Annotated in this window: 7 protein-coding genes; 1 reads left to right on the forward strand and 6 read right to left on the reverse strand. The window is 73.7% G+C overall.

Annotated elements, in window-relative coordinates:
• Both A7B18_RS14985 and A7B18_RS14990 read right to left on the reverse strand, forming a co-directional pair.
• Complete coding sequence (locus tag A7B18_RS14985) at positions 1-1242, reverse strand: cytochrome P450 (RefSeq protein ID WP_102127503.1); 1242 nt, start codon at positions 1240-1242, stop codon at positions 1-3.
• A complete protein-coding gene (locus A7B18_RS14990) occupies positions 1239-1730 on the reverse strand; it encodes a MarR family winged helix-turn-helix transcriptional regulator (protein ID WP_180970183.1) in 492 nt (163 codons plus the stop codon). Before A7B18_RS14990 ends, A7B18_RS14985 begins: the two co-directional genes overlap by 4 nt.
• Before the next feature lie 351 nt (positions 1731-2081).
• Between A7B18_RS14990 and A7B18_RS14995 the strand changes: the two genes are divergently transcribed.
• A complete protein-coding gene (locus A7B18_RS14995) occupies positions 2082-4283 on the forward strand; it encodes a phospholipase D-like domain-containing protein (RefSeq protein ID WP_102127505.1) in 2202 nt (733 codons plus the stop codon).
• A gap of 194 nt (positions 4284-4477) precedes the next feature.
• Here A7B18_RS14995 and A7B18_RS15000 read toward each other — a convergent pair whose 3' ends face one another.
• From A7B18_RS15000 to A7B18_RS15015, 4 genes are all read right to left on the reverse strand, one after another.
• The gene (locus A7B18_RS15000) at positions 4478-5341 is read right to left on the reverse strand and encodes a VOC family protein (protein WP_102127506.1); all 864 of its coding nucleotides are present in this window, start codon (positions 5339-5341) and stop codon (positions 4478-4480) included.
• Positions 5342-5400: 59 nt separating this feature from the next.
• Complete coding sequence (locus A7B18_RS15005; RefSeq protein WP_102127507.1) at positions 5401-6039, reverse strand: NADPH-dependent F420 reductase; 639 nt, start codon at positions 6037-6039, stop codon at positions 5401-5403.
• Between the two features lie 35 nt (positions 6040-6074).
• Positions 6075-6506 (reverse strand): DoxX family protein, encoded by a 432-nt coding sequence (locus tag A7B18_RS15010; RefSeq protein WP_102127508.1) that lies wholly within the window; start codon positions 6504-6506, stop codon positions 6075-6077.
• Positions 6507-6575: 69 nt separating this feature from the next.
• A complete protein-coding gene (locus A7B18_RS15015; RefSeq protein WP_102127509.1) occupies positions 6576-7052 on the reverse strand; it encodes a MarR family winged helix-turn-helix transcriptional regulator in 477 nt (158 codons plus the stop codon).
• Between the last annotated feature and the right edge of the window lie 356 nt (positions 7053-7408).

Here is a 7408-nt window from a genome sequence, read left to right on the forward strand (position 1 = left end):
TCAGGCCCTGCGCCCACCCCCCAGCCTCACCCGGAAGCCGCGCAGCTCGTAGCCCTTGACGACCTCGTTGTGCGAGAGCCGGGGTTCGGTGACGACCTCCAGGTCGCGCCACATCAGCAGCCTTCGCAGGAACACGTCCGACTCCTTGATCGCCAGGAACGCGCCGGGGCAGCGGTGGTGGCCGTCGCCGAAGGAGAGCCCCTGGGGCTGTACGCCGCGCGGCAGGGGGCGGCCCGGGCACAGCCCCCCCGCGTCGGCCCCGACCACCGCCGGGTCCACGTTGGCCTCCCGGAGGTTCAGGGCGAGCAGGCTGCCCGCCGGGACGGTGCGGCCCGCGACCGACAGCTCGGTTTCGGCGCGGCGGTAGAGCGTGCCCACGACCGGCTCCAGCCGCAGGATCTCGTGCAAGACGGCGTGCCGTTCGCGCTCGGTCCCGTGGACGTACTCCGCGCGCAGGCCGGGGGTTCCGAGCAGGTGCCACGCGGCGACGGTGACGAACTCGCGGGTGGTCACCATGCCCGCCGTGCCGTAGGTCAGGCACTCGGTCAGGATTTCCACGTCGCCGTAGCCGCGGTCGAGCAGGTGGCTGATCAGGTCGTCGCGGCGCTCCCGGCGCCTCGCCTCGATGGCGGGTTTCACGTCGAGGAGGAAGAAGAGGGCCAGCTCCGCCTGCTGCCTCAGGCCCGCCAGGCGGCCCGGGTTCGGCCCCGCGTTGCCGGGCTCGCTGTCTCCCCCGCCCTCCACGAAGGCCATAATGCGGCGCTCCAGGCCCGGGAGGCGGCTGTTCGTGAGGCCCACGACCTGCGAGGCGACCCCCACCGCGAGCCTCAGGCTCAGGTCGTCGAGCTTCACCTCGCCGCGGCGCGCGAGCTCGGCGATCAGGTCGTCGGCGAGCGCGGCGATCATCGGGCCGTACCCGGCCACCTGGGTGGGCGTGAAGTAGCGGGCGGTCGAGCGGCGCATCTCGTGGTGCGTCTCGCCCTCCTCGAACAGCACCGGGGGACGGCCCAGTCCGCCCATGTCCCGCGCGGCCTCGGCCATGAAACCTGCCTGCCGCACCGCCTCCGAGCGCAGCACGCCCTGCGCCGCCCCGAAGCCGTGGACGCGGTAGACCCCCCGCCCGTCCACCACGAGGTCCGGCTCCGGGGCCGGGGAGTGGTCCTCCCGCCGGGTCAGCGAGGCGGTCTGCCCGCTGAAGGGGCAGCGGGGCGTGTCGGAAGGGGCCGGGGTCGTGGGGGTCATGGGCACTCCTGTGGGGGCGAGGGGTGGGGGAGACAGTGGGCGGCATGCGCGAGGGCACGCAGATCGTCGGTGAGGACCTGAGCCCGCGGGCCGAGGGTGGCGAGCGGAGGACCGGTGACCCCCCGGACGGTCTCCAGGGCGGCGTTCCAGAGGTCTGCCCCCCGGGGGGTGACCGTCACCGTGACCCGGCGGGCGTCCGCCTGCGCCGGACCCCGGGTCACCGCCCCCCGCGCCTCCAGCGCCCGCAAGACGCGGCTGACCTCGTAGCGGGGCACGCCGAGTTCGCGGGCGAGCGCCGCGGGCTGAGCCGTCCCGCCCTGCACGTAGGCCAGCGCGACGAAGGCCCGCAGGTCGAGGTCGTGCCGGGCGCGCAACTCGGCCTCGCCCAGGCGGGTCAAGGCCTGCCACGCCTCCCACAGCGCGGTCAGGAACGCCACTTCCGGCGCGGCTGGAGGGGGAGGAGCGTCCACCCCCACACCTTGCCGCACCCGCGCATGAGTAATTGCAACTTGCAATCAATTCGGTGAAGCCTCGTGCCTGGAGTTGGGGGAGGGAGGCGGTTGAAAGCAGGTCGGGCGTCGTCCCCGTGGGCCTGCTCCCCACCCGGTCCATGCCCCGCCCGAGTCTGCCGCTAGACGGCGAGGAAATCCGCCCCGTCGAGGTCATTCTCACCGCCGGGGGCCTGCTCGCCCACGCCTGAGCCCGAGCGGCTGCGCGGTCCTGCGCAGCCTCTCACCGGCGTTGGACCGTGCCCCGGACGACGCCGCGACCCGGCGGTGCCCTGACCGACCCCGTGCCGAGCGCGCTGGCCCTCTCCTGGGCCGTGGGATGATACCCCCATGCAGCGCCCGCTCGCGCGTCTCCTGCTCGCCGCGCTCGCCGGGCTCCTGGTGACGGGTGGGCTCGCGCTGACCGTGCGCCCCGTCCTCGGGCTCATTCCCGAGCACCAGGGGTTCTTGCGGGCCTACGCCGGGGTGCTCGTCGCCTACCTCGCCGTGAGCGCGGGCTTCGCCACCATCGGGGCCCTCAGCGCGGCGGCCCTGCCCCTGGCGGCGGTCGGCGTCTCGCCGCGCACCGGGCCGTACCGGGTGGGCGTCTCGCTCGCCGTGTCCGGGGGGGGGCTGGTCATCCCCGTCCTGCTGCTGTCGGTCGTCGCCGCCGTCTCGCAGGAGGGGGCGCTGGGGGGGGCCCTGAGAAACGGCAGCCTGATCCTGGCCCTGTGCGCCGCGGGGTACGGGCTGCTCTCGGGCCTCGTCCTGGGGCTGCTCACCGTGCGGCTGCGGCACCTGTGGCGTCCGGCGCTCGCGGGGCTGGCGGGCGCGCTCGCCGCGGGGGCGGTCTGCGGCCTGGCGCTCGAACTCGTCAACCCCAGGGCCGTGTTGCGGAGCGCGCCGGGCCTGGTGCTCCTCGTGTCGCTGGTCGTCCTCACGATTCACCTGGGGTGGGGTCTCGCCGTGCGCGGGGCGCTGGGCCGTCTGGCGGCGCTGGGCCGAAGAAAGGCCGCCGCCGGGCACCCGCTCCACGCCGCCGGGCGGGCCCAGGTGGCCCTCGTCGCCACGCTGGGCCTGAGCCTGCTCGGCAGCGTGGTCGCCTTCACCCGCACCCTGGGGGACTTCGTGACCGCCCGCCCGGCTGACCCCACGCCGTTGCGGGTGGCCCGCCCGCTGAACGTGCCCGGCTGCCCCGTCCCCACGGACGCGCTGGAACGGGCCGTCTGGGAGGTCTCCACCCGGGGCCGCCGACCCGACCTGTCCTGCCTCAACCGGATTCGACCGCTGATCCAGTTGCCGGGGGGCGCGGCGCCCGGTCCCGCCCGCAGCGGCTTCGACGACGTGGGGGCGCTCGTGGAGGGGGCCCGGCACGAGGTCCTCTTCACGACGATGCAGTGGGACGGCGGGCGGCTCAACCCCGGCTCGACCCTGGCCGGGGCCCTCGCCCGCCTGTACGCGCGGGTGAAGGCCGACCCCGCCGCCTTCCCGGACGGCGTGCGCGTGCGCGTCACGCTGGGCAACTACCCCGTGATCTCCACCTTCGAGTGGGGCGCGGAGGTCTGGACGGCCCTGGGGGACCTGCTCGCGGCGGGCGTGCCGCTCTCGGACCCCGCGCGGGAGTGGCGGGTCGAGCTGGGCAACTACGCGGGGACCTTCCCCCACAGCCACGTCAAGCTCGTCGCCATCGACGGCGAGACGCTCCTGACCGCCGGGTTCAACTACGCGTACGGGCACTACCCGCCGGGGCACCCGTCGGGCCGGGGCACCGGGCTCTACGACCTCGGGCTGGTGGCGCGCGGCCCGGTCGCGCAGGACGGGGTGAACGTCTTCGACGACCTGTGGGCGCGCAGCAAGGTCGTGGTGTGTGAGGGCCAGCCGCGCCCGGACGACGTTCGGCAGGCCTGCCGCCTCGGCGGGCTGGGGACGCCCCGCCACCCTGCCGCCGCGCGCCGGGCCGTTCCCGCCGGGGAGGCGCGCGCCTTCAGCCTGTACCGCCGGGAGGGATTCACCGGGGCGGACGAGGCGACGCTCGCCCTCCTGAACGCCGCGACCACCCGGATCGACCTGATGCACGTCAACTTCAGCATGGACCTGGGATGCATCGTGGCCGTGCTCAACCCGTCCCTGTGCACGGACCGCGACCGCCTCCCCTGGATGACGGCCCTGCTGGGGGCGATGGAGCGCGGCGTGAACGTGCGGCTGCTCACCGACGGGAGCGGCAGCCTGGGCTCCATCGAAAACCGCGTCGCCCTCGCCTACCTGAGGCGGGAGATGGCCCGGCGCGGCCTGCCGCCGTCCCGCTTCACCGCCCGCTGGTTTCCCGGCCCGGTCCATGCCAAGGCCGCGCTGATCGACCGCCGGATGCTGGTGGTCGGGTCCATGAACCTGCACCACTCCTCCTGGACCCAGGGCCTGCTCGGGCTGAACGAGGCCGTGCTCGCCACCAGCGACCCTGCCGGAGCGCGGGAATTTCAGGGGCTGTTCGAACGCTTCTGGGCCGAGGCCGAACCCGCCGCTCTCCCGGCCTTCCTGCAAGCCGGGGCCCCCTGACGGAGACCGTGCCGCGCGAGCCGACCCTCACCGCCGCGTCCCGGGGGCAGGGCGGAGAGGGGACGCCTCAATCTGTCCCCAGGCAGAAGGGACAGGCCCCGGGTGATCCGGTCTGTCCCTTCGCCCTGCCGTCCAGGTGCGGCGGGGTGTTCCCGTCCCCTGCGCTCGACGTTCAGGAGGGGACCCGTGGCCGCTCAGGCGCCCGGCCCGAAGATCAGGCGGTTGCCCGAGGGGTCGCGCACTTCCAGCCCGCCCTCGCCCCGGGTGGAGGGCACGCCCGCCGCCTGGAGATGCCCGGCCAGACGGTCCACGTCGGCGGCGCTCGGCAGCCCGACGTGAACGCCCAGCAGCCGGGCCGTGCCTTCGGGCGCGGGACGCCCCCCCTCGCTCTGCCAGGTGTTCAGGCCGAAGTGGTGGTGGTAGCCGCCGACGGAGATGAACAGCGCCCCCGGCCAGCGCGCGACGACATCGAAGCCCAGCAGCCCGCGGTAGAACGCCTCCGTGGCGGCGAGGTCCGTCACCCGCAGGTGGACGTGGCCCATGACGGTGCCGTCCGGAAGGCCCTGAAACGGCTCGTCCGCGCCGGGCTCGCCCAGCAGCCCGGGGAGGTCGATGGGGTCGGAGGCCATCTGCACCTGATCGAGGTTCCAGCGCCACTCGCTCCGGGGCCGGTCGCGGTAGACCTCGATGCCGTGCCCGTCGGGGTCGTTGAGGTAAAACGCCTCGCTCACGAGGTGGTCGCCCTGCCCGACGCGCAGGCCCGTTTCCGCCGCGTGCCGCACCCAGCGGGCGAGGTCCACGCGGGTGGGCAGCAGCACCGCGAAGTGGTACAGGCCGGGGGCGTTGCGGGAGGCGGGGCCCGCCCCGGGAAGCTCGGTCAGGCTCAGCAGGGGCCGCGTGGCCGTGCCGAGGCGGGCCGTGCCGCCCTGCCGTTCGAGCACGCCCATGCCGAGCACCTGCTCGTAGAAGGCGACGCTGCGCGCGAGGTCGGAGACGGTCAGCTCGGCGGCGCCGAGGGTGAGGTCGGGGTGCAGGCGGAAGGTGGGGGTGGCGGTCATGGGTCCTCCGGGGGGTGAGGGCAGGGCGGTGGGTGCGGGGCGTGGCCCCCAGGCGCGGCTCAGCTCAGCAGCTTCCAGGCGCTCACGAAGCCGGTGCCGAGCGGGCCCTGGAGGGTGATGCCCAGCAGGCCCAGCCCTTCGAGCTGCCGGGCGCGGGTGAGCCCACCCGCGTCGATGCCGCGCAGCCCGCCCGAGGTCACGAGGTCGATCACCTGCCGCTTGGCCCCCGCGTCGTCGCCCGCGACGAGCACGTCGAGGGGCTGACCGGCGACCTGCCCCTGCACCAGCGTACCCGCGAAGGTGGTGTTGAAGGCCTTGACGACCCGGCTGTCCGGCAGCAACCGCGCGAGGTCCTCGGCGGCGCTCGTGCCGGGCGCGGTGGCGAGGCCGTCGAAGCGGGCGTTCAGGGGATTGCTGATGTCCACGACCACCTTGCCCGCGAATTCAGTCTGGAACTGCCGGGCGAGGTCCTGCGAGGCGGTGTACCACGTGGCGAGGATCACCACGTCGCCCTGGAGGGGCTCTCCGAGGGTTCCCGCCTGGACGGTGGCGCCCGGGAAGGCCGCGCGCACCTCCTGCGCAAGTGCCTCAGCCTTTTCGAGTTGGCGGTCTTGCAGGGTGACGGTGTGGCCGCCGCGGGCGAGGGTGTGGGCGATCCCGCGCCCCATGTTGCCGGTGCCGATGACCGTGACGTTCATGGTGGTCCTCCGGTCGGGAGAGGGCGCGAGGGAGATCAGGCCTTGCGGCGGGCGAGCACGGCGTCCAGCGAGAGGCGCCCGGGGCCGGTCAGCGCCAGCGCCACGCTCGCGGCGAACAGGGCCAGCACGAACTCCACGCCGTTCGGGGCGAAGAAGCCGCCCTTGAAGTGGACCAGCACCATCGCGCCCAGCATGTTCAGGGCGAGCAGCACGCCCGCCGCGCGGGTGAACAGCCCCAGGATGAGCGCCGCGCCGCCGATCAGTTCGAGGGCCGAGACGAGCGGGGCCGTGAGCCCGGGCAGCGGGGCGCCCATCTGCGTGAAGGCGCCCGTCGTGCCGGGAATGCCGAACTCGAAGAATTTCTGGAGGCCGTGCGCGACGAAGATCACGCCGATCAGCACGCGCAGGACGGTGAGGCCGAGGTCGAACTGGGACGAACGCTGGGAGGCAGGGGTCAGGGTGGTCATCGGTGGTCTCCTTGTGGTGAGGGTATCTGTGGCAACGAGTATCGGGCGAGAAAAGGGGAGAGGGGAAGTTCAGCCGACCCCCTCGCCGTGGGCGGACGCCTCGCCGAGCAGGGCCAGGAGCTGCCTCAACTTCTGAGGACCGAGGTGGCCCAGTTGGGCGCGGTGGAGCCCCGCGAGGGGTTCGTCGAGGTCGGCCAGCATGGCCCGGCCCTTCTCCGTGATGCAGGTCAGGACGACGCGGCGGTCCTGGGTGCTGCGGACGCGGGTGACGAGCTCCTGCCTCTCCAGGCGGTCGAGCAGGCGGGTCACGTCCGAGTCGCGGGTGATCAGCCGCTCGCCGATCTCCCCGCAGGTCAGCCCGCCTTTCCCCGCGCCGCGCAGAATCCGCAGCACGTTGAACTGCGCCGGGCTCAGGTCGGCCCCCTTGAGCCGTTCGGCGGTCTGGGAGCCCAGGTCGGCGGCCAGGCGCTGCAACGTCAGGTAGACCTCGTGCTCCAGGCTGGCGAAGGCGGTACCGGGTCGGTTGGTCGGGGTGGGGGAGGACATCGGGAAGGCTCCTGTTCGTCGCCGAGCGACTGCCTAAAATATACTCGTTGGAACGAACTTCGTCAAGACATAGAGTCTGGTGTTTCGGGGAGAGGTCCGGAGGGGTGATCACCCCGGGGAACCCAGGCGTCCCCCCCTCCCTCACGAGGGCACCGCGGGCCGATCCTGGGCGCGGAGGCATGGAGGGAGCGCAGGTGCGGGAGCTGGCCGCGGTGACGACGGCGGCTTAAACATGGGTCTCCCTCGCTTTTGGTGACGCGGGCCGCCGGGTGCGGATACTTCGGGCATGGACCTCCAGTCCTGCCTCCCCGATCCCGAGCTGTTGACCCTCCGCTCCACCCACGACCAGCCCGAAG

The organism is Deinococcus planocerae (assembly GCF_002869765.1).
Taxonomy (GTDB): Bacteria; Deinococcota; Deinococci; order Deinococcales; family Deinococcaceae; genus Deinococcus; species Deinococcus planocerae.